At 60.2% G+C, this 23,462-nt stretch carries 25 protein-coding genes and 1 pseudogene; 14 read left to right on the plus strand and 12 right to left on the minus strand.

The window, feature by feature from the left end; all coding sequences use genetic code 11:
- Positions 1–23: 23 nt before the first annotated feature.
- The 3 genes from ACROHD_RS09190 to ACROHD_RS09200 are packed head-to-tail and all read right to left on the minus strand — an operon-like array spanning position 24 to position 2,047.
- On the minus strand, positions 24–599 hold the full coding sequence (locus ACROHD_RS09190) for a peroxidase-related enzyme (protein WP_432677375.1): 576 nt from the start codon (positions 597–599) through the stop codon (positions 24–26).
- A gap of 3 nt (positions 600–602) precedes the next feature.
- On the minus strand, positions 603–1,322 hold the full coding sequence (locus ACROHD_RS09195) for a GNAT family N-acetyltransferase (protein WP_432677376.1): 720 nt from the start codon (positions 1,320–1,322) through the stop codon (positions 603–605).
- Entirely contained in the window at positions 1,319–2,047 is a 729-nt protein-coding gene (locus ACROHD_RS09200) for a competence/damage-inducible protein A (RefSeq protein ID WP_432677377.1), read from the minus strand. The genes ACROHD_RS09195 and ACROHD_RS09200 overlap by 4 nt, the downstream gene beginning before the upstream one ends.
- A 46-nt stretch (positions 2,048–2,093) precedes the next feature.
- Here ACROHD_RS09200 and sfsA point away from each other — a divergent pair, with 46 nt between their 5' ends.
- Complete coding sequence (gene sfsA / locus ACROHD_RS09205; RefSeq protein WP_432677378.1) at positions 2,094–2,801, plus strand: DNA/RNA nuclease SfsA; 708 nt, start codon at positions 2,094–2,096, stop codon at positions 2,799–2,801.
- Between the two features lie 26 nt (positions 2,802–2,827).
- Here sfsA and ACROHD_RS09210 read toward each other — a convergent pair whose 3' ends face one another.
- Positions 2,828–3,709 carry a LysR family transcriptional regulator gene (locus tag ACROHD_RS09210; RefSeq protein WP_432677379.1) on the minus strand — a complete coding sequence of 294 codons (882 nt, stop codon included), beginning with the start codon at positions 3,707–3,709 and terminating at the stop codon, positions 2,828–2,830.
- Between the two features lie 115 nt (positions 3,710–3,824).
- Here ACROHD_RS09210 and ACROHD_RS09215 point away from each other — a divergent pair, with 115 nt between their 5' ends.
- Positions 3,825–4,451, plus strand: a complete 627-nt coding sequence (locus ACROHD_RS09215) for an NAD(P)-dependent oxidoreductase (RefSeq protein ID WP_432677380.1) — start codon at positions 3,825–3,827, stop codon at positions 4,449–4,451.
- 55 nt (positions 4,452–4,506) lie between these two features.
- Here ACROHD_RS09215 and ACROHD_RS09220 read toward each other — a convergent pair whose 3' ends face one another.
- Positions 4,507–5,361, minus strand: a complete 855-nt coding sequence (locus tag ACROHD_RS09220; protein WP_432677381.1) for a mechanosensitive ion channel family protein — start codon at positions 5,359–5,361, stop codon at positions 4,507–4,509.
- Positions 5,362–5,495: 134 nt separating this feature from the next.
- Between ACROHD_RS09220 and map the strand changes: the two genes are divergently transcribed.
- The 3 genes and pseudogenes from map to radC all read left to right on the plus strand — a co-directional run bounded on the left by map (position 5,496) and on the right by radC (position 7,858).
- Positions 5,496–6,305, plus strand: a complete 810-nt coding sequence (map, locus tag ACROHD_RS09225) for a type I methionyl aminopeptidase (RefSeq protein WP_432677382.1) — start codon at positions 5,496–5,498, stop codon at positions 6,303–6,305.
- Positions 6,306–6,368: 63 nt separating this feature from the next.
- Entirely contained in the window at positions 6,369–7,046 is a 678-nt protein-coding gene (locus ACROHD_RS09230) for a hypothetical protein (RefSeq protein WP_432677384.1), read from the plus strand.
- 35 nt (positions 7,047–7,081) lie between these two features.
- A pseudogene (gene radC / locus ACROHD_RS09235) lies at positions 7,082–7,858 on the plus strand (RadC family protein).
- 48 nt (positions 7,859–7,906) lie between these two features.
- Here radC and ACROHD_RS09240 read toward each other — a convergent pair.
- The gene (locus tag ACROHD_RS09240) at positions 7,907–8,830 is read right to left on the minus strand and encodes an aldo/keto reductase (RefSeq protein ID WP_432677386.1); all 924 of its coding nucleotides are present in this window, start codon (positions 8,828–8,830) and stop codon (positions 7,907–7,909) included.
- A gap of 154 nt (positions 8,831–8,984) precedes the next feature.
- On the opposite strand from ACROHD_RS09240, the gene ACROHD_RS09245 reads away from it, so the two are divergent.
- Positions 8,985–9,845 carry an AraC family transcriptional regulator gene (locus tag ACROHD_RS09245; protein WP_432677388.1) on the plus strand — a complete coding sequence of 287 codons (861 nt, stop codon included), beginning with the start codon at positions 8,985–8,987 and terminating at the stop codon, positions 9,843–9,845.
- A gap of 3 nt (positions 9,846–9,848) precedes the next feature.
- On the opposite strand, the gene ACROHD_RS09250 is transcribed toward ACROHD_RS09245, so the two are convergent.
- From ACROHD_RS09250 to secA, 4 genes are all read right to left on the minus strand, one after another.
- On the minus strand, positions 9,849–11,363 hold the full coding sequence (locus ACROHD_RS09250; protein WP_432677390.1) for a phosphate ABC transporter substrate-binding/OmpA family protein: 1,515 nt from the start codon (positions 11,361–11,363) through the stop codon (positions 9,849–9,851).
- 69 nt (positions 11,364–11,432) lie between these two features.
- The gene (locus ACROHD_RS09255) at positions 11,433–12,461 is read right to left on the minus strand and encodes a hypothetical protein (RefSeq protein WP_432677392.1); all 1,029 of its coding nucleotides are present in this window, start codon (positions 12,459–12,461) and stop codon (positions 11,433–11,435) included.
- 82 nt (positions 12,462–12,543) lie between these two features.
- Positions 12,544–13,362: a hypothetical protein gene (locus tag ACROHD_RS09260; RefSeq protein ID WP_432677394.1), complete on the minus strand. Its 819-nt coding sequence runs from the start codon at positions 13,360–13,362 to the stop codon at positions 12,544–12,546.
- Positions 13,363–13,398: 36 nt separating this feature from the next.
- Entirely contained in the window at positions 13,399–16,116 is a 2,718-nt protein-coding gene (gene secA, locus ACROHD_RS09265; protein WP_432677397.1) for a preprotein translocase subunit SecA, read from the minus strand.
- A gap of 215 nt (positions 16,117–16,331) precedes the next feature.
- Here secA and ACROHD_RS09270 point away from each other — a divergent pair, with 215 nt between their 5' ends.
- The 4 genes from ACROHD_RS09270 (at position 16,332) to ACROHD_RS09285 (ending at position 19,207) form a co-directional block, all read left to right on the plus strand.
- Entirely contained in the window at positions 16,332–17,165 is an 834-nt protein-coding gene (locus ACROHD_RS09270; RefSeq protein WP_432677399.1) for a peptidylprolyl isomerase, read from the plus strand.
- A 19-nt stretch (positions 17,166–17,184) separates the two neighbouring features.
- A complete protein-coding gene (argJ, locus tag ACROHD_RS09275; protein ID WP_432677401.1) occupies positions 17,185–18,573 on the plus strand; it encodes a bifunctional glutamate N-acetyltransferase/amino-acid acetyltransferase ArgJ in 1,389 nt (462 codons plus the stop codon).
- The gene (gene mutT, locus ACROHD_RS09280) at positions 18,570–18,968 is read left to right on the plus strand and encodes an 8-oxo-dGTP diphosphatase MutT (RefSeq protein ID WP_432677403.1); all 399 of its coding nucleotides are present in this window, start codon (positions 18,570–18,572) and stop codon (positions 18,966–18,968) included. Before argJ ends, mutT begins: the two co-directional genes overlap by 4 nt.
- 107 nt (positions 18,969–19,075) lie before the next feature.
- The gene (locus tag ACROHD_RS09285) at positions 19,076–19,207 is read left to right on the plus strand and encodes a hypothetical protein (protein ID WP_432677405.1); all 132 of its coding nucleotides are present in this window, start codon (positions 19,076–19,078) and stop codon (positions 19,205–19,207) included.
- Here ACROHD_RS09285 and hemH read toward each other — a convergent pair.
- Both hemH and ACROHD_RS09295 read right to left on the minus strand, forming a co-directional pair.
- Complete coding sequence (gene hemH / locus ACROHD_RS09290; protein WP_432677407.1) at positions 19,204–20,244, minus strand: ferrochelatase; 1,041 nt, start codon at positions 20,242–20,244, stop codon at positions 19,204–19,206. The two genes, ACROHD_RS09285 and hemH, sit on opposite strands and share 4 nt — an antisense overlap.
- A complete protein-coding gene (locus ACROHD_RS09295) occupies positions 20,241–21,113 on the minus strand; it encodes a methyltransferase domain-containing protein (protein ID WP_432677409.1) in 873 nt (290 codons plus the stop codon). The genes hemH and ACROHD_RS09295 overlap by 4 nt, the downstream gene beginning before the upstream one ends.
- A gap of 24 nt (positions 21,114–21,137) precedes the next feature.
- On the opposite strand from ACROHD_RS09295, the gene ACROHD_RS09300 reads away from it, so the two are divergent.
- From ACROHD_RS09300 to ACROHD_RS09315, 4 genes are read left to right on the plus strand one after another with little or no spacing between them, the layout of a single operon-like run.
- Positions 21,138–21,860, plus strand: coding sequence for a double zinc ribbon domain-containing protein (locus ACROHD_RS09300; protein WP_432677411.1), 723 nt, complete (start codon positions 21,138–21,140; stop codon positions 21,858–21,860).
- 39 nt (positions 21,861–21,899) lie between these two features.
- Positions 21,900–22,157, plus strand: coding sequence for a glutaredoxin 3 (gene grxC, locus ACROHD_RS09305; RefSeq protein ID WP_432677413.1), 258 nt, complete (start codon positions 21,900–21,902; stop codon positions 22,155–22,157).
- A complete protein-coding gene (locus ACROHD_RS09310; RefSeq protein WP_432677414.1) occupies positions 22,158–22,991 on the plus strand; it encodes a carbon-nitrogen hydrolase family protein in 834 nt (277 codons plus the stop codon). It begins immediately after the preceding gene.
- Positions 22,988–23,437 carry a MarR family winged helix-turn-helix transcriptional regulator gene (locus ACROHD_RS09315; protein ID WP_432677415.1) on the plus strand — a complete coding sequence of 150 codons (450 nt, stop codon included), beginning with the start codon at positions 22,988–22,990 and terminating at the stop codon, positions 23,435–23,437. The genes ACROHD_RS09310 and ACROHD_RS09315 overlap by 4 nt, the downstream gene beginning before the upstream one ends.
- Positions 23,438–23,462 lie beyond the last annotated feature (25 nt).

Below are 23,462 nucleotides of genomic sequence, written 5' to 3' on the forward strand. Positions count from 1 at the left end.
AAGGGATATGAGAGCGCCCCTGATCACCGGTTCATGCCATGGTATTCATCATTCGGGCGCATATCGACGGCAGAGGCCATGCGGTTGGTCATGTTGAAGAAGCTGGCGACCGATGCGATGTCGAAAATATCGCGATCGGAAAAGCCCACGTCGCGCAGCGCCTCGCGGTCGTCTTCTCCGATCTCATAGCTGGCTTCTGTCATCAGGACCGCGAAATCCAACATGGCGCGTTGGCGCGGGTCCAGATCCGCAACGCGGTAGTTCATGACCAGCATCTCGCCCAGCTTCGGATCGCCCGAAAGCGCCCGCACCGCCTGCCCATGGGCGGTCAGGCAATAGAAACAGCGATTCACGGCGGACACCACGACCGCGATCATCTCGCGCTCCAGCTTGGTCAGGTTGCTCTGGCCCAGCATCAGATCGTTATACATCGCGGTGAAGGCATTCAGCTTGTCCACATCGAACGCATAGGCCGCGAGTACATTGGGGATCATCCCCAGCTTCTCGTCGCAGATGTCAAAGTACTTCTGCGTTGCCTCTGGCAGCGGGTCCAGAGGCGGCAGGTTCAGCGCGGTTGCCTTCGGGTTGGGTTTCGCCACGGATCAGCCTTTCTTGATACGGTAATGATAAGCACCGGCAGAGGTCATTCCCAGTCCAGCGTAGAGAGTTTGGGCGGGTTTGTTGGCCTTGACAACCAAAACGGCAAGATCCCGCGCATGATGCCGCTTGGCCCAGTTGGCTGCGCCCTGCATCATGGTTTTCCCAATCCCCATGCGGCGCGCGTCTTTCGAGACTTCCAGGGCGTGCAGCATGGCGGTGCCATTATGGATGGCGACGAAGGCGGTCGCGACGGGGTGATCGTTGTGACGGCCCAAAAGCGCTGTCTTGGGGCCTTGCACACGGTCCATGACGGCAAGCCGCGCGGGGCCAATGCCACCTTCGGCCCAAATCTCGGTCTGCACGGCCAGAGGGGGCCAGCATGGGATTGCGGCAAGGCGATGAAGATCGGCGGTGAGTGTCCCAACCGGGGCGACAAGGAAATCGACCGGGTCGATGACATCATAGCCCATATCGGCCAAAACAGTGTCTAACTTAGCGTCTTCGGGTCTGATCTGAAACAACAGGTCTTGTCCCAGATCGCGGCACGCCTGTTCGGCTTGGGAAATGTCAGCAGGTGACCATTCCCCTTTGGCGGTCACTGAAGACACGCGCTTGCCCGCGCCTTGCCCATCACGCACCAGCCAGGGGCCGATGCGGGTGTAGGATGCCGCGGGCCAGGTGGCCTCGCACGTGTCAAAAAGAGCAGTGTTAGAGACTGTCATGTGGATTCCGGGAAGAGACGCACAAGCGCCGAAATGACCTTGTCGATATGCGGTCCATTAGTGCCGCGCACAACGATGTTCGATCCATAGACCCCGTTTTGAATATAGGGGTACGACCCGATCGAGACTTCGGGATTCTGCTCTGCCAGCGTCGTCAGCGGTCCGGCGATCTCTCCTTCGCCACGTTCAATGCGGATGTTCTGCGATAGCAACGGCGCGCCGCCGGTTAGCGTCGGCAGGATCGAGGCGACCATGGCTTGAAAGACCGACGGCACCCCCGCCATCACATGGACATTTTGCAGGGTGAAGCCGGGCGCGGTGGACACCGGGTTCTCGATCAGGGTCGCGCCATCGGGAATGCGGGCCATGCGCAGGCGCGCCTCGTTCAGATCTTGCCCGGACCGGTCGTAATGAGCCTGCAACAGCGCTCGGGCATCGTCGCGGATGCTGATCGGCGTATCGAAGGCGGCGGCGACCGCCTCGGCGGTGATATCGTCATGGGTGGGCCCGATGCCGCCAGAGGTAAAGACATGGTCATAGGTGGCAGACAACGCGCGAATGGCGGCAATGATACCATCGTGCGTATCGGCCACAACGCGCACCTCTGTCAGGTCGATTCCGTGGTTGCTTAGCTGCTGCGCCAGATGGTGCATGTTCGAATCGCGGGTGCGGCCCGAGAGGATCTCGTCGCCGATCACCAGCATCGCGGCGGTTGGGTTGGGCATATGCGTGTTCCTTGCCTCGTGTTGCGCTCAGGTATAGGGCCGGGTCATGCGCTTTCAAACCCCTCTCATCCCCGCCCGGCTGATCCGCCGCTACAAACGCTTCCTGGCCGATTGTCGGTTGGCAGATGGGCAAGAGATTACCGCCCATTGCGCCAATCCCGGCAGCATGATGGGGCTGGCGGAACCGGGCAGCCTTGTGTGGCTGGAACCCAATGACGACCCCAAGAAGAAGCTGAAATTCGGCTGGCGCCTGGTCGATCATGAAAATGGCCATTTCACCGGGGTTGATACCAGCCTGCCCAACCGAATGCTGCGCGGGGCGTTGGAAGCGGGAGAGGTTGCGGGGCTGGAGGGATATGAAACCGTTCGGGCGGAAGTGAAATACGGTGAAGCCAGCCGGATTGACTTCCTGCTGCAAGGCGCGGGCCGCCCCGATACCTATGTTGAGGTCAAGTCGGTGACGCTGTCCCGTCAACCCGGTCTGGCGGAGTTCCCCGACAGCAAGACCGCACGCGGCGCGAAACATCTGGCGGAGCTTTCTGCGATGGTCGCGCAAGGGCATCGTGCCGTGATGCTCTACCTGATCCAGCGCACCGATTGCGATGTGTTCACATTGGCAAGCGATATCGACCCCGCCTATGCAGCGGCTTATGCCGGGGCGCGCAATGCGGGGGTGGAAACGCTCTGCTTCGATTGCCGGATCACGCCCGATGGTGTGTGGCTAGGAGCAATAAGAGACATAAGAATCCCCTGAATAGAGACTGATTGTCCTGATTCCCATCACGACAGGCAGTCCGCTACATGATCAAAGACAAGGCGAATTCGGCGGCTTGTGCGAAGCTCCCGATGGGTGACCAGCCAGGTCGGGATGGTGAACGGGTCAATCTCGGATAAAACAGGCTCTAACTCAGGGAATTTTGCCATTACTCTGTCGGGCAGCATCACCAATCCCAGCCCGCTTCGTGCCATCTCTGCCGCCACGATCTGAGAGGTGGTGCCAAGCCGGAAATTCGCCTTGGTCAGCGTCAGCCCAGTGGGCAAGAGATAGCCCAACATACGATCCACCTCGACGAAGCTGATGATCTGATGATTGGCCAAGTTTTCGACAGTTGGCACGCCATAAGCCTCTTGGTAGGGGCGAGAGGCATAGAACCGCATCGTTTCGTCGCGTAGCCTACGAGAGATCAGATTCGGTTGATCGGGCCGGGAATGTCGGATTGCGATGTCAGCCTCCCGACGAGCGAGATCCCGTAGATCATTGTCGGATACGATGTCGATCTCCAGCAGCGGCGCCACCGGCGCGAGCTTCGCCAAGATAGGGGGCAGGACGAAGGCTGAGATAAGCTCTGACCCTGTGATCCGAACAAGCCCCTCGATAGTCTGCGACTGACCGGACGCCGACAGCGAAACCATGTTTGCTCCGCTCGCCATCGTTTGGACGTGCTCCAATAGCTCAAATCCCGCCTCGGTAAGCATGACCGACCGACCCGTTCGTTCAAAAAGCGTGACGGCAAGAACCTCCTCCAGGCTGGCGATCTGGCGACTGACGGTTGGTTGCGTTTGTCCAAGGGCGCGGGCGGCAGCGGAAAGGGACCCCTCCTCGACAACAGTCAGGAAGGTCCGGGCGTGGTTCCAGTCGAATGAAGGTGATCGTCGAGTCATATATTTTCGTATACCAAGACTGCATATTTTGGCAATTCATAGTCTAATTTTGTATGTGTTAGGGCCTGCACATTCCCTGGACCTTCGGGTCCTGGCCCAAGCGCAGGACATTGCCATGAAACTCGTCATTCTCGGTGCCAATGGGCGCACCGGTTCTCTTGTGATCCGCCACGCAATCAACAAGGGGGCCATGGTAACCGCAGTCGTCCGGTCAGACGCAAAGCGTCCTCAGTTGCGACACGAACGGCTGAGTGTTGTCATCGGAGACCCGTGCGATCCCGCGTTTCTGACTGGCGTGTTCCGAGGACAGGATGCCGTGATCTCTACGCTCGGGGGGCGTATGCCAACCAAGCACGCCACCGCAATTTACCCAAGATCGGCGGAGTCGATTGTTCATGCCGCGTGGGAAACCGGTTTGAAACGTGTCGTGGTGACGTCTACCGCGCTTCTCTTCCCGTCCCGTTGGTGGGGCGAGGCCCTGCTTGCGACCCTGGTCAGGAATGTCGTGACGCGCGCCCGAAGGATGGAACAGATCTTTGCCGCTTCCAGTTTAGACGTGACTGTTGCGCGCTGTGGGTTCCTGACAGATGCCGATGAGACCGCCTATCGCGCGCTGGAAGGTGCCTTGCCAATGCATGGATCATCAATAGCCCGCAATAGTCTTGCGATCTTCTTGCTGGATTGCGCGATGTCTCCGCAGAGCGGGTTTCAGGTCATGGGCGCGTCCAGACCGCTTTCTTAAGGGGCCTGATATGCGCGCCTCACTCTTTTCAGGCCCCCGGAATGGTCCAATCCCCTTACTCAGAGACTTGAATCAACGTCTGTGTCGGGAACGGGATGTCGATGCCAGCCTTATCCAGCGCTTCTTTCACCTGGCGCTTCATATCGGCCTCGAATGCGAACTTGTCTGACGACGCACACCAGACCCGAACGAGGAAATCGACGGAACTGTCGCCGAGATTGTTCACCTGGCAGAAAGGTTCCGGGTCTTTCAGGGCGCGGGGATCTGACAGGATGGTGTCGCGGATGACCTTTTCGGCAGTCGCTAGGTTCGAGCCGTAGGACACGCCGAAGGTCCACTCTGCACGGCGGGTGTCATAGACCGAATAGTTGGTGATCACGCTGCCCCACACACTCGCGTTTGGCACGATCACTTGCACATTATCCAAAGTCGCAAGTTCCGTCGTGTTCAGCGAAATGTCCTTAACATTGCCGGAAACCCCTGCAACAGAGACGAAATCACCCAGTTTGATGGGCCGGAACAGGATGATCATAACCCCCGCCGCGACGTTCGACAGGGTGCCCTGCAACGCCAGGCCAATGGCAAGACCGGCAGCACCGATGGCCGCGACAAGCGAGGTGGTTTGCACCCCGAACGTGTTCAGCACGACCACAAGCGCCAGGATCAGCACCGCATAGCGCGCAAGGTTGCCGAGGAAAGTGAACAGCGTGTCGTCCAGTTCCTCTCGCGCCAGCGCAATCTTGACGATCTTGCGCCGGACCCATCCACCGATGATGAAGGCAGCAAACAGCAGCAGGATGGCGGCGACGACACTGCCAACCATCTGCGCGAGAAAATCCAGTGTCATGACATCGCCAAGCGTTTGTCCTCCCCCGATATCCAGTGTCATCAGATTGCTCAGCGCTTCCATCTTTCATGCTCCTGTTGCCTGTCGCTTTCGCCATGGCTAACGCAAAGCTGCGCGGGCGGCAAATCGCTCCGCCCTCTGGCATCCGGGCGCGTCCTGCCCTAGGTTGCAGCCCGAAAAGGCCAAGGAGCGCTACGTTGGACAAGTTCGAAGGCCGTCTGACCCGGGACGGTATCCGCATTCACAACCCCGATGATTTCGCCGGTATGCATAAGGCTGGCGCTCTGGCTGCGCGTATCCTCGATGATATCGCAGCCATGGTGGAACCGGGCGTGACGACCGAGGCGCTGGATGCAGAAATCGAGCGGATGGTGAACGACGCGGGCGCGACCTCGGCGACGATCGGTTACAAAGGCTACCAACACGCCAGCTGCATTTCTATTAACCACGTGGTTTGCCATGGCATTCCTGGGCCGAAGACGCTCAAGAACGGCGATATCCTGAATATCGACGTCACGGTGATCGTCGATGGCTGGTTTGGCGATACCAGCCGGATGTATGTGGCGGGCAGCCTCAGCCGCAAGGCCGAAAGACTGGTTCAGGTCACACATGATGCGCTTTTCAAGGGGATCGAGGCTGTGAAGCCCGGCAATACCTTCGGCGATATCGGCTACGCCATTCAAAGCTATGTCGAAGGGCACCGCATGTCAGTGGTACGCGATTTTTGTGGGCATGGTCTTGGGCAGGTGTTCCACGCGCCGCCCAATGTGCTGCATTATGGACGCCCCGGAACCGGCCCGGTTCTGGAAGAAGGCATGTTCTTCACGATCGAGCCTATGGTGAACCTAGGTCGCCCGGAAACGAAGGTTCTGGCCGATGACTGGACAGCAGTGACCCGCGACAAGTCGCTGAGCGCGCAGTTTGAACATTCCATCGGTGTGACGGCCGACGGGTTCGACATTTTCACGCTATCGCCGGGCGGCAAGTTCCACCCGACCTGGGGTTAAGCGCCGGTTTGACCGAGGGATCCGACCTGCCTAGGGTAGCTTACCCATCACGAAAGGTGTGACATGCGGATCATTCTGGCGTTCATTCTGGCGATAGCTGGCCTGACCGGCGGCGCCACGGCGCAAGTTTCGGGCAGCGTGGACTTCAACCTGTTCGAGCTTGAGGGCCTGACCACCAGCCGCGTCTTCCTGTTCGACGAAGGCTATTCGCAGCAATATGGCATCCCGGTGCCGGTTCCCTTTACGGTATCCGTCCCCAACCGGGATGAGATCACGCTGATCGCGGATGGCCAGCCCGATGGCGGCGCCTTCGTCAAGTTCACCTTCGCCACCGGTGAACCGCGCCAGTTTGTCGAGAATATCCAGGTGGTGACTGCAACTATCCCGATGGCTGAAGACGCCGATGATCCGCAGATGGCACGGTTGCAGATGGCGGTGTCCTTGCTGCAGGACAGGGTCTTTCCCGTGGCGGTACAGGGCTTCGACAACGCAGTGGTTCTGGCTATCGAGATCTTTGAGTTCGAGGGCTATATGGGCGTCCACCTGATCGGCCGCTATTCGGACCCCGCGATTGGCCCGATGCTGCTGCGCCTGACAGCGCATCCCAATCCGGGCCGCCCAGAAAGCTATCTGACCGTGGCGAATATCAACCTGGCGCTTGTTCCGGTCACAGACGGAGAAACGCTGCGACGTAGCCTGTCCAGTCAGGTGGCCAACGGCCTGACCTATCTGCCGGAGTAACCGGGTATTAACCATTCATGGAGAATCCTCGGGGAATGACAAATCGCCCTGTCCGATTCGATGAACAGCGCTTGCCCGGTTTCGAATTCGATCCGGGGGCCGGTGCCGCGCCCTCAGGCTCTCGGCTGGACGATCTGGTTGAAGATCATCGCAAATTTCACCGCCAGCGCCTGCGCCAGCGGTTTACCGACGGCGGCGCGGCGGCCGTGCCGGATTATGAACTGCTGGAGATGCTGCTTTTCCGTGCCAACCGACGCGGTGATACCAAGCCGCTGGCAAAGCGGCTGCTCAAGACCTTTGGCGATTTAAACCACGTCCTTGCCGCTCCACCTGCGCGCCTGCGCGAGGTGAAAGGCGTCGGAGATGCCGTGGTGTTCGAGCTGAAGCTGATGGAATCCATCGGTCACCGAATGGCGCGCGCCAAGGTGATCAACAAACCGCTTCTGTCGTGATGGGACGCGCTCTTGGATTACTGTCAAACAGCCATGGCGCATCGCGATCTGGAACAGTTTCGCATCCTGTTTCTGGACCGTAAAAACGTGCTGATCGCGGATGAGGCGCAGCAAACCGGCACGGTGGATCATGTGCCGGTTTACCCGAGAGAGGTTGTAAAGCGCGCGCTGGAACTGAACGCCTCGGCGCTGATCCTTGTTCACAACCATCCCTCTGGAGATCCGAACCCAAGCAAGGCGGATATAGACATGACCTACGCCATACGCGACGCGGCAGAGGTGCTGAACATCACGATCCACGATCATCTGATCATCGGCAAAGCAGCGACCCTCAGCTTCCGCTCTGAAGGCTATCTCTGACGCCTACCCTTCGTTCATCGACCAGAACAAACCAGAACGCGCCCGTTTTCACCCCATCTCTCGTGGATCGCCAGTGGCCCAGGCAACCCCGTCGCCCCGATCCAGCGTGGCCAGCACCGTCATATCCTCGGATGAAATTTCAAACCCGAACAGATCAAGGTTCGCCCGCATACGATCCGCGTTCATGCTTTTCGGCAGCACGGGGAACCCGTTTTGAACGCCCCAACGAAGCAACAGTTGCGCCTCTGACACTTGGTAGCGGGCGGCCATTTCCCTGAACGGCGACTCGGCGTTCTGGCTATCGGCCTTCATCTCTTCCGTCTTGGCAGAGCTCTGCCCCGGCTCCGCACGCCAGGTCGATAGCGGCACGAGCGAGCTATAGGCGATTGGCAAGATGCCCTCGGCCCGCAGAAATCCCACCAGAGCCGGCTTTTGTGACCAAGGATGGAGCTCGATCTGATTGGCCTCTGGCATCGGCAGCCCGGCATCGCGGATCTCTCCGATATGGGACTCGGTGTAGTTGCTGACACCGATGGCGCGCACGCAGCCCTCTGCCTTCAGGTCACATAGCGCCCGCCATTGTTCCACCCGCTTATCCGCACCGGACGGCGCGTGAATGAGATAGAGGTCGATCACATCGAGACCAAGCGCCTTGCGGCTGGCTTCAAACGCGGCGCGCGTTTCGTCGTAGCCCTTGGGCGGATCGCCCCATGCGGCATTGCCAGGCCAAAGTTTGGTTGTCACGAAAACCTCGTCACGGGTGATCCCGGCACGGGCAATGCCATCCGCGATACCCGCGCCGACACCAGCTTCGTTGTGATAGCCCGCCGCGGTATCGATATGGCGATAGCCGTTGACAATCGCCTCGGCCACAACGCGCGCGGCATCATCGTCCGCAATCAGGTAGGTGCCGAAACCGACCGCGGGGATCTTGGTATTTCCAAGCTGAAACTGTTCCTGAAGATTGGTCATGTCAGGTCTCCTCGATCAATGGCCTGATCCTATTGGATGCCGCGTCGCGCCGCTTGTCAGATGCTACGAACAACTTGTCCGATCCTGCATTAGGCGGAATATCATTCCCCCTTTGCCGAATTCTCTACCATAGTCGGTGTCAGGAGGATGAATCATGATCGGAGAAGGGTCTATTTCCCATATTCAGAGACTGATTGATGGAGAATCCGCTGGATTCTCCGCCGGTATCTTCGCGTTGAAGGAGTCTGAAGAAAGGCTGATCGAGGCAAGTGTTTACGACCCTGTGATTTGCCTGATCCTTCAAGGATCAAAGGAAACGACAAGTCACAAGGGCACGGTTCACCTTGCGAAAGGGGATATGCTCGTCGTTTCACATGACACCCCGGTCACCGCGCGGATCACCCAAGTGCCGTACCTGGCGCTGATCTTACCGATCGACCTTGCCCGCATTCGGTCCCTTGCGGACAGCATTCCAGACAACCCTGCCCCCGAACAGACCGACGTGATGCGCGCAACCGTGGCGGATACGGACCTGTTGCAGACGCTGTCTCGGCTGCTTTCGCTGGAACCCGGCACAACCGATGACCGGGTGCTGACGCCCCTTCTGCTCACTGAACTGCACTATCGTTTGCTGACCTCCCCGGCCGGTGGCATGTTGCGGCGGTTGCTGTCACCGACCAGCCAGGAAAGCCGGATTGCCCGCGTCGCGTCACTGATCCGGCGTGATCACGCGCGGCCCTTGCGTCTGGCGGATCTGGCGAGAGAGGCCGGGATGGGGCAATCCGCCTTTCATCAGCACTTCAAGGCCCTGACCGGAACCACGCCCTTGCAGTTTCAAAAGGATGTGCGCCTGTCTGAAGCGTTGCGGCTGCTGGAACACGGCGCTCAATCGGTGACGGAGATCGGCTTTGCGGTTGGCTATGAAAGCCCTGCCCAGTTCAGCCGAGAGTTTTCTCGCCGGTTCGGCAGGCCCCCGCGACAGGTTTTGCAACAACAGGGGATTGCGGCCCAATAGGGCTCATCGCAGCCAAACCTCAACACGCCGATTGACGGCGCGCCCTGCCTCGCTGTCATCGCAGGCCATGGGCAGCGCTTCACCAAATCCATCCACGCGCAGTCTGACACGGTTCAGATCACCCTCCTCTGCCGCCGCGATGACGGCAAGCCGGGCAGATTCTGCCCGCCCGAGTGACAGGCGCAGATTGGCCTCAGCCCCGCCCTGTCCGTCGGAAAAACCCACGAAAACCAGCTCACGCCCGTCAAATGCGCCCCTCTCGATGGCGCGGGCAAGGCGCGAGACGGCGGACAGTGATTGGGGATCAAGCTCGGTCGTGCCTTCCTCGAATCGCAGGGTGGTCGACAGGCGTTCGGCCCCCGTCATGGCGGCGACAAGGCCCTGTAAATCCTCCAGCGAAATCTCCTCGCCCGCAGCTGCCACAGCATTGGCCAGCCGTTCACCTTGCGTGGCCAGCGGTTGCAGGGTGATCCCCTGATTGACGAATCCAAGGCGACGGATCACCCGGTCGGCATCCTGGCTTTCGAAAAACCGCATGAAGTCGCGCACAAGCTGGGGCATCCGCCGCACCGGCAGATACATCAGAAGTGGTGCGGTTAGTGGGTAATCCTCTGATTTGAGGCTACTGGCGGTTGCGTGCTGTACAAACCCGCAAGCCCCGCGCAGGGGGACCGGACGGGCGTTCCCAGGGCGAGAGAAGCGCCCGATTCCGATGGCATAGGGATCGCGCGCGACGGCATCAGCCAAATCGGTTGCATCGGTGTGAATGATGGCGCTCGTGCTGAGATCCAGATCGAAAGGCCCCATGATCCGGGTCGCAATGTCCTGTGCATGCCCGCTGGCCGGGTCCATCGCATGAAGCGCAATCGGTGCATCCGGCCCGTCCAGATCCTGCCAATTGGTGATTTCGCCGGCAAAGACACGGGCCAGATCCTCTAGCGACAGCGCGTCAACGGGATTGGTCGGCGCAACCAGCGGCACCAGTGCATCGAGCGCCAAGACCCGACTGCGAGCCACCATCGACAGATCTCCCTGATCAGCGGCCTCGGCGGCATCCGTTTCCGAGCTGTCGGGTTGGCGCAAAGCCAGCGCAACGTCGGTATCCCGGTCCAGCAACGCTTGCAGTCCTGCATCGGTCGTGGTGGCGGTCACGTAGAACCGGGCGGCTAGGGCTTCGTCCTCACCCCGCATCAAAGCAAAGAGTGAGCGGTTCTCAGCCAGAATTTGACGCCGCACCGTCAGCCCGCGCGCAGCGGCGAAACGTTCGATCAAGGCCGGGAACAGTTGCTCTGCGATCACCGGCGCGCCCATGAACCGTATCTCGGCCACGTAGTTTTGCAGATCGGGGCAGCCGGGGCCACGGCAGGTGACGCCCTGAGCGTTGACCGTCAGTGGTCCGAAGATCGAGTCGATCCGGTAATATTCCCCGTCGAAACCGATGATCGTGCCCGACAGTTCCACCGATCCATCAAGCGAGCGAAGCTCCACATCCTGTGCGGAGGCGAAGCAGGTCGTCATCAAAATGGAAAGAGCGGCCAAAACGGCCGCCCTGACATGAACAATCATAAAGCGTGGTGCCGGTGAAGATCAGTTTGATGCGACTCTCAGGTCATGCAGCAGATTTTGCAACACAAGATAGTCACCCACAGCGTCACAGTCCGGCAGCGTGAAGGTCAGTTCGATGACAGAGACACGCCCGTCTTCCTCCAGCTCCAATGTGCGGGCCAGTGTATCCTGACCGCAATTCGCTTCTGTCACCGGGGCTTCTATGGACATGCGGACGTTGCCTGCCCCGTCCAGCGTGTCGCGCGGGAAGGAATAGATTTGCGCCAGCATCGGGTTCTCGACCTCTGTGTCGCCCACTTGCATGACAAAGCCGCCTTCGCCCGATACGGCACGGTCAATGCTGCCCGCATTATCCAGCCAGATATGACCAGGATCGCCATAGGTGGCGCCAAACTCCATCGCGTGCAGTTCAAGCGACCTGTTTTCGTTCCACTGCAGGCCGACGCGGTAATAGCTGTCCAGATCCGGCACAATGGCGAGCGAGGAGTCGCTGGCGCCATCAGGCATTCGCACGGTGAAGAAAGCAGGGTTTTCAAAGACCGGCACATCCATGGTCAGAAGGCCCATGACATCGGTGCGCCCGGTCAGGTTCAGGCCGGAATGTTCGATGACAACTCGGGAATGGGGTTGGCACGGGTCCATGATGTCCAGGGCCACCATCGCACCTTCGCTGGCCGTGGTGCTGATGGACAGGCCACAGGGCAGGCCAAAGGGGCTAAGGGGTTGGTCGGTCATGGTGGTTGTAGCTTCTGCCGCCTGAGCAAGCCTTTGGGGCTGTGGCAGCGCAGGTGCTGCTGGTGCGTCGGATGGCAAGGCCAGTTCAATTTCAGAAGCCTCGATCACGGGGGCCTGACCCGTAGATCCGGTGCTGGCAGAGACCAAGACAGTCTCAACAGGCGGTGCGCTTGCATCGCTTTGGATCATTGCCCGCATGGTTTCGACATTCAGTGGACGGATGTTGGCTGACCGGGCCTCGGACATCAGGGTGCCAAAGGTTATTGCCCCCACTCCAATGGTTGCGATGGCGATGATACGAGGCGAAATATTCATAACGGTCTCCGGGCTCACTACCTGGAAACAATCCCTCTCAATTGGGGCGATATTGCGGAAATGCGGGGGAATTGCGGGGGAATCAGACCGCGCGGTTGCCGAGGCTTCCCAGATAGGCGGCAAAGCTGAACTTGCTGGTCACATGGGCGGAAAACGCGTCGAACACCGCTTGCGGATCGAATGCGGTATCCGAGCCGAGCAGGTGGTAGTGCACCCTGGGCTCGAACCCCGGATCAAGCAGTTCCGATATCACCGGTTTGCCGCAGACATAGGCGCTCAGCAGGCGGGGGGCTTCGGTGTAGACCCCCGCCTCGAAATGGATGTTCAGAACAGCACGGTGATCGCGGATCATCCGATCGAGCGCGTCATAGAAAGTGCCGTCTGCGACAAGCGTAACCTCAACGCCTTCGATTCCCTGAAGCACGCTTTTGCGCCGCTTGCCGCCGGTCCACCCAAAGAACAGGATCCCATCTTTCGTCGGGGGTGTGTAGGGCAGGGGGGTATCGGGAAAAATATGCGGCCCGAAGCTAAGCTTCTGGCGGTTCTTTGGAAGGCCAAGTTCAGCGTCATAGAACGCAGCGTTGCAGGCCGACAGGTCCAGCACCCGATGCGACCGGCGCACGGCCTTGAGTATGCGTTGCAGGTTGGACCGCTTGCGGGACGGCCAGAGCGCGGCACCGCCCGCCTCATATAGCTGTTCGGTCTGGATTGCGATGCGAAAGCCGGGCCGCGACCAGGCATCACCGAACTCCTGATGAACCCCGCAATAGACAGTGGTGGGTGGCCCGTCGCAGGCGGCATCAGGCAACCCGCCAAGAATGTCGCGCGCCATCTGGTCCAGAACCGGATGGACCGATAGAAAGGTCAGGTTGCCACGGGTCCGTTCAAGCAGCTCTGACATCTCAGAGCGCCCGAACGCGGCCTGTGTCTGCCGCGGTCACAGACGACCGTGGCAATGTTTGAACTTCTTGCCCGACCCGCAGGGGCAGGCATCGTTGCGGCCGGGGTTGCCCCAGGTGTCCGGGTTGTTTTCGTCAAAACCGGGCGCGGCATTGGAATCCGGGTCCGGGCCAGCCGCAGCGGCAGCGGCAGCATCGGCAGCGCCCAAAGCGGCGGCTTGGGACGCAGCTTGACGTTCCTGCATCTGGCGCATGATCTCCTGCTGCTGTTCAGGTGACAGCGGCTGGATGCGAGACAGCTTTTCCGTGACGTCTGCGCGCAGGCCATCCAGCATCATCTCGAACAGCTGGAAACCTTCGGTCTTGTATTCGTTCAGCGGATCACGCTGTGCATAGCCCCGGAAGCCAACGACAGACCGCAGATGTTCCAGCGTCAGAAGATGTTCGCGCCACTTGGTGTCGATGGTCTGCAACAGCAGCTGCTTTTCGATCTGACGCATGTTTTCAGGGCCGAAATCCACGGCCTTCTTGGCCATCTGTTCGTCCGACGCCCTGGCAATGCGTTCGCGCATCACATCATCATCGACGCCTTCTTCATCGCCCCAAGCCTGCACCGGCAAATCCAACGCAAGTGCTTTCTTGATCGCCTCATGCAGACCGTCGGTATCCCACTGGTCGGCATAGGACCGCGGCGGCATGTAGGTTTCGATGATGTCGTCGATCACCTGATGGCGCATGTCCTGAGTGATTTCGCTGATATCCTCGGCGGCCATGATTTCCAGACGCTGACCAAAGATGGCCTTCCGCTGGTCGTTCATCACATCGTCGAACTTCAGCAGCTGCTTACGGATGTCGAAGTTGCGCCCCTCGACCTTGGCCTGTGCGCGCTCCAACGATTTGTTTACCCAGGGGTGAACGATGGCCTCGCCTTCTTGAAGACCGAGCGTGGACAGCATCTTGTCCAGACGTTCAGACCCGAAGATGCGCATCAGATCATCCTCAAGCGACAGGAAGAAGCTGGATCGGCCAGGGTCCCCCTGACGACCCGAGCGACCGCGCAGCTGGTTGTCGATACGGCGGCTTTCGTGGCGTTCGGTTGCCAGAACATAAAGCCCGCCGGCATCCTTAACCGCCTGCTCGTCGGCCAGGTGCGCCTCTTCAATGCGGGCGCGTATTTCATCGGGATGACCTTCGGGATCGGCGGCGATGGCCTCCATGATCTTGAACTCGACATTGCCGCCCAGTTTGATGTCCGTCCCGCGGCCTGCCATGTTCGTGGCGATGGTCACTGCACCAAGCTTGCCCGCATCGGCAACGATCTGTGCCTCCTGCTCGTGCTGACGCGCGTTCAGGATGTTGTGGGGCAATTTGGCTTCGGTCAGCATCTGACCCAGCATTTCCGACTTTTCGATCGAGGTGGTGCCGACAAGAACCGGCTGGCCCTTTTCATGGGCGGCGCGGATTTCCTCGACGATGGCTTCGTATTTCTCACGCCCCGTGCGGTAGACTTTGTCGTCTTCGTCGATCCGGGCAATCGGGCGGTTGGTGGGAACTTCAACCACGCCAAGCCCGTAGATCGACATGAATTCCTCGGCCTCGGTCGCGGCGGTGCCCGTCATGCCACCGAGCTTGTCATAGAGACGGAAGTAATTCTGGAACGTCACGCTGGCGAGCGTCACGTTTTCCGGCTGGATGCTGACACCTTCCTTGGCCTCAATCGCCTGGTGCAGACCGTCGGACAGGCGGCGGCCAGCCATCATGCGGCCGGTGAACTCGTCGATCAGCACGACCTCTCCGCCGCGGACGATATATTCCTTGTCCTTGGTAAAGGTCTTGTGGGCACGCAGCGCGTTGGTTGCGTGGTGCACGATGGTGGTTGATTCAGGATCATAAAGGCTCTGACCTTCGGGCAGGATGCCGACCTCCAGCAGTTTTTCTTCAAGGAAGTCGTTGCCCTCGTCGGTATAGGTCACCTGACGGGTCTTTTCGTCGTGGGTAAAGTGTTCATCCTGAATGAACGGCATAACCTCGTTCATCTTGGTATAGAGATCCGACCGGTCATCAGACGGGCCGGAAATGATCAGCGGCGTCCGCGCTTCGTCGATCAGGATCGAGTCCACCTCGTCGACAATCGCAAAATTGTGACCACGCTGCGCCATGTCAGACAGGTTGGCGCGCATATTGTCGCGCAGGTAGTCAAACCCAAGCTCGTTATTGGTCGCGTAGGTGATATCGGCCTTGTAGGCCTTGCGCTTTTCGGCATCGGGCTGGCGCGGATAGACAACACCGGTGGACATGCCAAGCGCGGTGTAGACCTTGCTCATCCATTCGGCGTCGCGTTTGGCGAGGTAGTCGTTGACGGTGACGATATGAACGCCCTTGCCGGTCAGCGCATTCAGGTAGGCCGGGAACGTGGCGACGAGGGTCTTACCTTCGCCGGTCTTCATCTCGGAAATATTGCCCTGATGCAGGAAAAGACCGCCCATAAGCTGCACGTCAAAAGCCCGCAGGCCAAGGGCACGGCGGGCGGCTTCACGGCAGTTTGCGAAGGCTTCGGGCAGCAGATCGTCCAGAGCTTCGCCGTTCTGAGCGCGATTTCGCAGCTCGGCGGTTTTTTCGACGATGCCGGTATCGGTCAGCTTCTCGAATTCCGGCTCCAGCGCGTTGATCTTTTCGATGACGGGGCGCGAGGCTTTGACCTTGCGGTCGTTTGGCGAGCCGAAGACCTTCTTCGCGAGTGTTCCAAGACCTAGCATATTTATTTTCGCCTTCCGCACCGTCGCGCTGCGAATTGCAGCCGCAATCTGTCAAACCTGAGGGCATCGGGTTGTTCGGCTCCTTGCAGGCGTCTAAAACAACCCCAAGTCAGGTTGGGCCCCGATGCCAAACCAGAGAGGGACATAAGGGGCCGCCGGAAATGTGTCAACGCGGCCGGGGGTCTTCCCGGCCATCCAACATGGGAAACTCTTCTATGACGAAACGAATTCTTGCCGGCGTGGCGTTGTCCGCGCTTATGATGAGCCCTGCCGCCGCGCAGGACGCCAGCACTGTTCTGGCCACCGTGAATGGCCAGGACATCACGCTTGGCCATATCATCGTGGCGCATTCGCAGCTGCCCGAGCAATATCAGGCTCTTCCCGAGGATGTATTGTTGACCGGAATCCTGGAGCAGCTTGTGCAGCAGGAAATCGTTGCGACCTCTGTGCGCGATGACCTGTCCCCCACGATGCGCCTTGGTCTGGAGAACGAGGAACGCGCCTATGTCGCTGCCCTGACCCTGGATGACATCGCAATGGCAGAGATTTCGGCAGAAGATCTGCAAGCCGCCTATGACGCTGAGTTCGGCGAAATGGAGGCCGTGACCGAATACAACGCCTCGCATATCCTGGTGGAAACCCAGGAAGAGGCGCAGGCGCTTGTCGAGGAACTGGAAGGCGGCGCAGATTTCGCGGAACTCGCACGCGAACATTCCACCGGCCCCTCCGGCCCCAATGGCGGGCAGCTTGGCTGGTTTACCGCCGGCATGATGGTGCCAACCTTTGAGGAAGCCGTGTTCGGATTGGACGTGGGCGAAGTATCTGCCCCGGTTGAAACCCGTTTCGGCTGGCACGTCGTCATCCTGAACGACAGCCGCGAACAGGCCGCCCCGACGCTGGAAGAGGTGCGCGAGCAACTGGAAGAGGGCCTGCGTCAGTCCCGCGTCGATGCGCATATCGAATCCTTGACGGCAGCAGCCGAAATCGACCGTCCGGAGCTTGACATTGACCCGGCTCTGATCCGCAATCTCGATCTGTTGGACAACTGATTTGCCACAAGGGACGGGCATGGCCAAGAAAGACAAGAAGGCGAAAGACGGGAAGGCAACCGGAGAGGTGGCCGAGCTGAAACGCAAGCTGAACAAACTGCGCAAGAAGCTCAAAGGAGAGCGAGAGGGCGCAGAGGCCAGCCCACCCACGAAAACCCCGGCGCCTGCGGTATCCCCGCTGGCGCCCAAAGACGGGTTCCCGTCGATTCCGCCGATTGAGGGCCTGCGCCTGTCGGCGGTCGCGGCCGGGGTGAAGTACAGGAACCGCAAGGATGTGATGCTGGCCGAACTTGCGCCGGGCAGCACGATTGCGGGCGTCTTTACCAGGTCTTCGACAAGGTCCGCCCCGGTGCTGGATTGCGAAGCCAAGCTTGCCGCTCTGAAACCCGGTGCGGCCAAGGGCTTTGCCTTTATCGTGAATGCTGGCAATTCCAACGCTTTCACCGGCCATGCAGGTCAGCAGACGGTGGACGAGGTGACGGGGTCATTGGCGCAGTTGATGAACCTGCCCAAGGGACATGTGTTTTCATCCTCTACCGGCGTGATCGGGCAGCCTCTGCCGCCAGAAAAGATCACCCATGCGCTGACGGATCTGCGTGACGGTTTGGCCGAGGGCAACTGGGAAGACGCCGCGCGCGCCATCATGACGACAGACACCTTCCCCAAGGGCGCGGTGCGCCAGGTGGAGCTTGATGGCCAGACCGTGACGATTGCAGGTTTCGCCAAGGGATCAGGCATGATCGCGCCGGATATGGCGACGATGTTGGGCTATGTCTTTACCGATGCCGCCGTGACGCAACCTGCGCTTCAGGCAATGCTGAAATCCGGCACGAATGTCAGCTTTAACGCCGTCACAGTCGACAGTGACACGTCCACCTCTGACACGGTTCTGGTGGCCGCCACTGGCATGGCCGGGAACAGCCCCATTACGTCTGCCCGAACCGAGGCAGGACGTGCTTTCGCGGCTGGTCTGACCGAGGTTTTGCAGGATCTCGCATTGCAGATCGTGCGCGATGGCGAAGGTGCCACGAAGCTGGTCGAGGTTCGCGTGACCGGTGCAAAATCGGCCCGGGACGCTGACAAGGTTGCCTGCGCGATTGCCAATTCACCGCTGGTGAAAACGGCTATTGCGGGTGAAGACCCGAACTGGGGCCGAATTGTCATGGCGGTCGGAAAATCGGGCGCTGCGGCGGACCGTGATCTTCTGAACATCCGATTTGGCGATATCCTTGTCGCCGAAAAAGGATGGGTTGCGGAAAGCTATACCGAAGAGGCGGGCGCGGCTTACATGAAGCAAGAGGAGCTGGTTGTCGCCGTGGACATGGGCCTGGGTAACGGTGAAGCCACGGTCTGGACCTGCGACCTGACGCATCAATACATTACCATCAACGCGGATTACCGGTCGTGAAAACGGTTCTGGTTTCTGCCGTCGCGCTGATTGACCCAGAGGGGCGTGTGCTGTTGGCGCAGCGCCCTGAGGGCAAGTCAATGGCGGGCCTGTGGGAGTTTCCGGGCGGCAAAGTGGAACCCGGTGAAACGCCCGAGGCCGCGTTGGTTCGTGAATTGCAGGAAGAACTAGGGATCGACACCTGGGAAAGCTGCTTGGCCCCGCTGACCTTCGCCAGCCACACCTATGAAAGCTTCCACCTGCTGATGCCACTCTTTGCCTGCAGGAAGTGGCAAGGCATCGTAGCCGCGCGGGAAGGCCAACAACTTGCATGGGTTCGTGCAAACCAGCTGCGGGACTATCCGATGCCGCCAGCTGACATTCCCCTCATCCCGATCTTGCGAGATTGGCTCTAAATAGCCCTTTTCCCACGCAAACCTATCCAAAGAGATAGGCGCAACCCTAGTGACTTCCTCAGAGAATCGCATAGGATCACGGCTTCATTTGGCTTCGGGGGGGGCCCATGATCAAAACCATCGTCATTGGATCCTGCGTATCTGTGCAGGGTACGTTTGTGAAAAAGCTCGCGAATGGGCTTATCGTCGTGCGGGTCGGCCAGACCGAATTTGCCGGCCGCCCGGTCGCGGCGGCCTAGATCCAGCCAGACAGATTAACGTCGATCACATCCGCCAGGGCAGAGATGTGGGCCGCTTCGTCGTTGAGGCACGGGATATAGGTAAAGTCTTCACCGCCCGCCTCTTCGAAGCTTTCCTTGATCTCTTCGTTGATCTCTTCCAGCGTTTCGATGCAGTCGGCGCTGAACGCGGGCGCGATGACAGCGATCCGCTTCTTACCGGATTCCGCCAGCCGCGCGACCTCTTCCACCGTGTAGGGCTTTAGCCATTCCTCGGGGCCGAATTTCGACTGGAAGGTTGTGACGATCTGGCTTTTGTCCCAGCCAAGCCGTTCGCGCAACAGGCGCGTCGTCTTCTGGCACTGGCAGTGATAGGGATCGCCCTGCATCAGGTAGCGTTCCGGCATTCCGTGGTAGGATGCAACCAGGATGTCGGGCTTGGTTTCCATCGCGGCATAGGCCCGTTCCACGGACCCGGCCAGCGCATCCACGTAGGATGGATGATTGAAATAAGCGGGCAGGGTGCGGACCGAGGGCTGCCAGGTTTCTTCCATCAGGGCGCGGAAGAACTGGTCATTCGCGGTGGCCGATGTCGCGCCCGCATATTGCGGATATAGCGGCACAAACAGGATCTTGTCACATCCCGCCTCGACCATCGCGCGGACCTTGGACTTGGTCGAGGGGTTGCCATAGCGCATACAGAAATCCACCATGATCTTGTCGCCGTGACGTTCCTGCATCTCGGCGGCCATCTTGGCGGTCTGGTCTTTGGTGATGGTCATCAGCGGGCTTTCGCCCTTGTCATGGTTCCAGATCGACTTGTAGGCCGCGCCCGAGCTGAACGGCCGCTTGGTCAGGATGATCGCCTGCAGGATCGGCTGCCATTTCCACGCCGGGTAGTCGATGACCCGTTGATCCGACAGAAACTCGTTCAGATAGCGGCGCATCGGCCAATAGGTGTAATCGTCGGGCGTGCCGAGATTGGCAAGCAGGACACCGATTTTCCCGAATTTTACCGGGGGGTGATCGGCGGGGGCGTGCGGCAAAGCTTGGGTCATTCCTGGCCTCTTTTGGTCGGCGCCGGCACGGGGCGGGCGGTTTCGTCGAATTCGGTTGTCTCAAGCGCCTCGGCCAGCCGCGCAGCGGCGGATCCGGGGCGAAGCGGTTTCTGCTGGCTATCATGGGGGCACCAGCCTGTCAGAAAGACCAGCTCAAAGGTGGCGGCGATGCGGCCATCTTCGGCAGGGAAGCTTTCTGCGTAGATCTGCGCAGCGCGAGCAAAGAGCGCGCGGGGCGGTATCGCCTTGTGACGCGCGGCCATGGCGTTGGTTTCCCCCATGTCACGCAGATCGCGGATCAGGTGGAACAGCGTCTGGTAGGTCACCCGCTGTGGCAGGCGGTCGGCCACGGGCAGCGACAGGCCGGCCCGGCCAAGCAACCCCCCAAGGTCACGGATTTCCCCCATCGGGGCGATGCGGGGCGACAGCCCACCCATGACCTCGCTTTCGGCCTGCGCCAGGGCTGCGCGCATCTCGTGCAGGGTCTCGCCCCCCAGCATCGCCACCATCAGCAGACCATCGGGCCGCAGCGCACGGCGGCATTGCACCAGTTGCCCTACCGGGTCTTCGGCCCAATGCAGGCCCATCACGTGAATCACAAGATCATGCGCGCCGGGCTCCAGCGCCAACAGGTCGGAGTCAGGCACGACGACCGCACCGTGCAGAAAACTGTCCCACTGGTCTGGAAAAGGCGTCACAATCGCAGGCGATGTAAACGTCCTGTTAACGTCGAGCAGTCTTTCCTGAAGTTCGAACCGCGCTTCGTCATGCAGAAAACCGGCCCGATCCAGCCGTGCGCGGGCACGGTGGCGGGTCAAGGCCCCTTGATCAAACAGCTTGGGCCGGGTCATGTCAGTCTTGGCGGTCATGTCGCAGCAACCTAGGGGGCCGGGATGAAATTGCAAACGGCTGTGAATGCGGTGTTTCCGCCCGATTGCGTCTGTTGCGGTGCGCCGGTTGAAACGGAATTCGGCCTGTGCGCGACTTGTTGGAGCGATACGCCCTTCATTACCGGCCCTTCCTGTGACCAATGCGGTGCGCCCTTGCCCGGATCAGACCCGGAACCAGGCCTGCGATGCGATGACTGCATGACCATCGCCCGACCTTGGGACAAGGGGCGCGCTGTCTTCACATATTCTGGCAACGGGCGAAAGATGGTTCTGGCGTTGAAACATGGCGACCAGCCCGCGATTGCGCGGGCCGCGGGCAAGTGGATGGCGGCAAGGGGCGGGCCGTTGATCACGGAGAATACCGTGATCGTGCCCATTCCGTTGCATTGGTGGCGTCTGTTCCGGCGTCGCGTGAATCAATCCGCACTGCTGGCGCAGGCATTGGCCAACGAAACCCATGGGTTCTTCGCCCCCGACGCGTTGAAACGCATTCGAAAGACCGCGACGCAGGACGGAAAGGACCGGGATCAGAGGTTTTCCAACCTACAAGGCGCGATTGAGCCCCACCCGAAGCGAGGCCATATTCTGACTGGTCGGGATATTCTGCTGGTAGATGACGTCATGACCTCGGGCGCCACATTCTCCGCCGCAGCGCAAGCCTGCCATGACGCTGGCGCAGAGAACGTTCGCGTGATGGCACTGGCGCGCGTGGCAAAGGATGCCTAACTAGGGGACCGAACAGGAAGAATTTTCGGGACCAGATCTATGCAGACTGTGGAAATCTACACCTCGCCCTTTTGCGGCTATTGCCACGCGGCCAAAAGGCTGCTGACCGATAAGGGCATCAGCTATTCCGAGTACGACGTGGCACGCGCCCCGGAAAAGCGGCAGGAAATGCTGGCCCGCTCCAATGGCCGCCATACCGTTCCGCAGATTTTCGTAGGCCAAACCCATGTTGGCGGCTACGATGACATGGCCGCACTGGACCGTGCGGGAAAGCTGGATCCACTATTGCAGGGCTGAATGCGCGCCGCGATCCTTCAGATGTGTTCCTCGGACGATCCGGGGGAGAACCTGACAACGGTTTTGGCGGCACTGGCCGATGCCAGATCCGCCGGGGCCGATATTCTGATGACGCCAGAGGTCACGAACTGCGTCTCGCAAAGCCGCAGCCATCAGGCGGCAGTTCTGCATCCGCAACAGACCGACCCTACCCTAGCAGCCATCCGCAAGGCCGCGCGCGAAGCAGGGATCTGGGTACTGCTCGGCTCTATCGGGGTGCAATCGGGTGACCCGGATGGGCGCTTCGCAAATCGATCCTTCCTGATTTCCGATCAGGGCGAGATCGCCGGGTGGTACGACAAGATCCACATGTTCGACGTGAACGTGACGGAGACCGAGACCTTCCGCGAATCCGATGGCTACCGGCCCGGTGATCGCGCTGTGATGGTGGACACGCCATGGGCGCGGTTTGGCCTGGCAATTTGCTACGATATGCGCTTCGCGTATCTTTTCCGCGATCTGGCGAAGGCAGGCGCGCAGGTGCTGACGGTGCCCGCCGCCTTTTCCCCCGTCACCGGCAAGGCCCATTGGGAAACGCTGCTGCGCGCACGGGCGATTGAAACGGGGTGCTTCGTCATCGCGCCTGCGCAAACGGGCGACCACAAGGTAAGCACCGGCAAACCCCGCCAGACCCACGGACACAGCCTTGTGGTGGCGCCTTGGGGAGAGGTTCTGCTCGATGCGGGCACCGAACCGGGGCTGCACATCATTGACGTGGACGTCAAAGAGGTGGACAACGCACGGGGGCGTGTGCCCTCGATCCGACATGACCGGCCCTATACCTTGGTGACATGAGCTCTAACGACGATCCCCTAGCCATTGCCCTGTTCTCTGAACTGTTCATGGCCGACCAGCTGGCCCGTGCGCTTCTGACCAAGGCGCTGCCCAAGGGGATGGAGCTAAGCCATTTTTCCGTGCTGAACCACCTGGCAAGATCGAACGAGGAACGCAGCCCGGCGCAACTGGCGCGGCTGTTCCACGTCACACGCGGGGCGATGACCAATACGCTCAACCGGCTGGAAATCGCGGGCCATGTTCACATCCGCCCCGACTGGGACGACGCCCGCCGCAAATTCGTGGCGATCAGCCCCTCAGGCCGCGCCGCAAGGGACGCCGCCCTGCAAAACATCGCCCCCATCCTCAGCCGCACCGTTCAGGAAGTCGGCGCCGACCGCGTGAGAGCCGCCCTGCCGGTGATCCGTGAAATGCGGATCGAACTGGAAGTGGCGCAGAAGGATTGAGGGGGTGGGCCCCACATCAGTTGAC

Source organism: Nioella aestuarii (assembly GCF_050896395.1).
In the GTDB taxonomy this organism is placed as follows: Bacteria; Pseudomonadota; Alphaproteobacteria; order Rhodobacterales; family Rhodobacteraceae; genus Nioella; species Nioella aestuarii.